This window comes from Zooshikella ganghwensis DSM 15267 (assembly GCF_000428585.1).
GTDB classification, from domain to species: domain Bacteria; phylum Pseudomonadota; class Gammaproteobacteria; order Pseudomonadales; family Zooshikellaceae; genus Zooshikella; species Zooshikella ganghwensis.
The window spans coordinates 1-1,163 of the sequence record NZ_AUAF01000404.1; the positions used below are offsets into that span (position 1 = coordinate 1).

The window sequence follows — 1,163 nt, forward strand, 5'->3', positions numbered from 1 at the left end:
TTGGTAGGCAAGAGCCGACGCCTTCATTACAGCACCGAATGGCAGCTTGAATAAATATACAGCTTTGTCAACCTAAAAAAACTTCGGAATCGAGTCTAAACTATTGCATGAGAAGTTATGGAGGCTTTGAGGGAAATGCTCAAACATTACGCATTCTTTCAAAATTAGAAAAGCATACTAAAGGATCAGGATTAAATCCTACTCGAAGAATGTTGCTAGGGATCCTGAAGTACCCTGGTAGCTATAATAGTCTAGTGGAAAATAACAATAGTGAGATTATTAATCCCGCTTGGTTAAATTTCAAAAATAACTGGCATCCACCTAAATGTTATTATGACTGTGATCAAGATATAGTTGATTTTATTTTGCGGCCATTTACTAATGATGATAAAGAAAGGTTTACCTATTTAGAAAATAAAAAAACGATTTGTAAATCACTTGATTGTTCAATTATGGACTTAGCTGATGAAGTATCATATACACTGCATGATCTTGAAGATGCTATATCCTTAGGAATGATAAAAAAGGATGATTGGGAAGGTATTATACAAAATAATATTTTTAAGGATGCTATGATAGAACTCTTTTCTGATAAACCTAAAATAACTGAAGAGCTAATTGAAGGTTTGTTTGGTGATAGTTTTGGAAGGAAAAAGTATATTGGAATTTTAGTTAATTTAATGATCACAAATGTTAAGATCGAAGAAGATGAAAGTTTCTTCAGTCCTATTCTAAAGTACAAAGCTGTGATGGAAGAAAATGCAGTAAAAATAAAAAATATAATATTTGATCTTGTTAAAAGAGAAGTCATTTTTAATGATAATGTACAGCAACTTGAACTTAAGGGGAAAAAGGTTGTATATGAGCTATTTGAGGCTTTTTTAAGTGATCCCAAAAGACTTTTACCCAAGACTACAAGAATGGTTTGGGCTGCTAGTAGTTATGATCAAAGAGAAAGAATTGTCTGTGACTATATTTCAGGCATGACAGATGAATATGCTACTCGTATGTATGAGAAACTATTCTGTCCAAGAAAAGGGTCAATTTTTGATAGGATTTAAAAGAAAAATATAGGCTCTATATGGATTCCTAGGGGGTAGCATATAATACAACCAAAGATGTATTATGCACGTCTATTTGGGTAAATTAAGTCAGTAATAAGC

At 32.3% G+C, this 1,163-nt stretch carries 1 protein-coding gene; it reads left to right on the forward strand.

Features of this window, described 5'->3' with window-relative positions; translation table 11 throughout:
- The first annotated feature begins 56 nt into the window (after positions 1-56).
- Positions 57-1,061 (forward strand): dGTP triphosphohydrolase, encoded by a 1,005-nt coding sequence (gene dgt / locus F607_RS32350; RefSeq protein WP_268967662.1) that lies wholly within the window; start codon positions 57-59, stop codon positions 1,059-1,061.
- Positions 1,062-1,163: the final 102 nt, after the last annotated feature.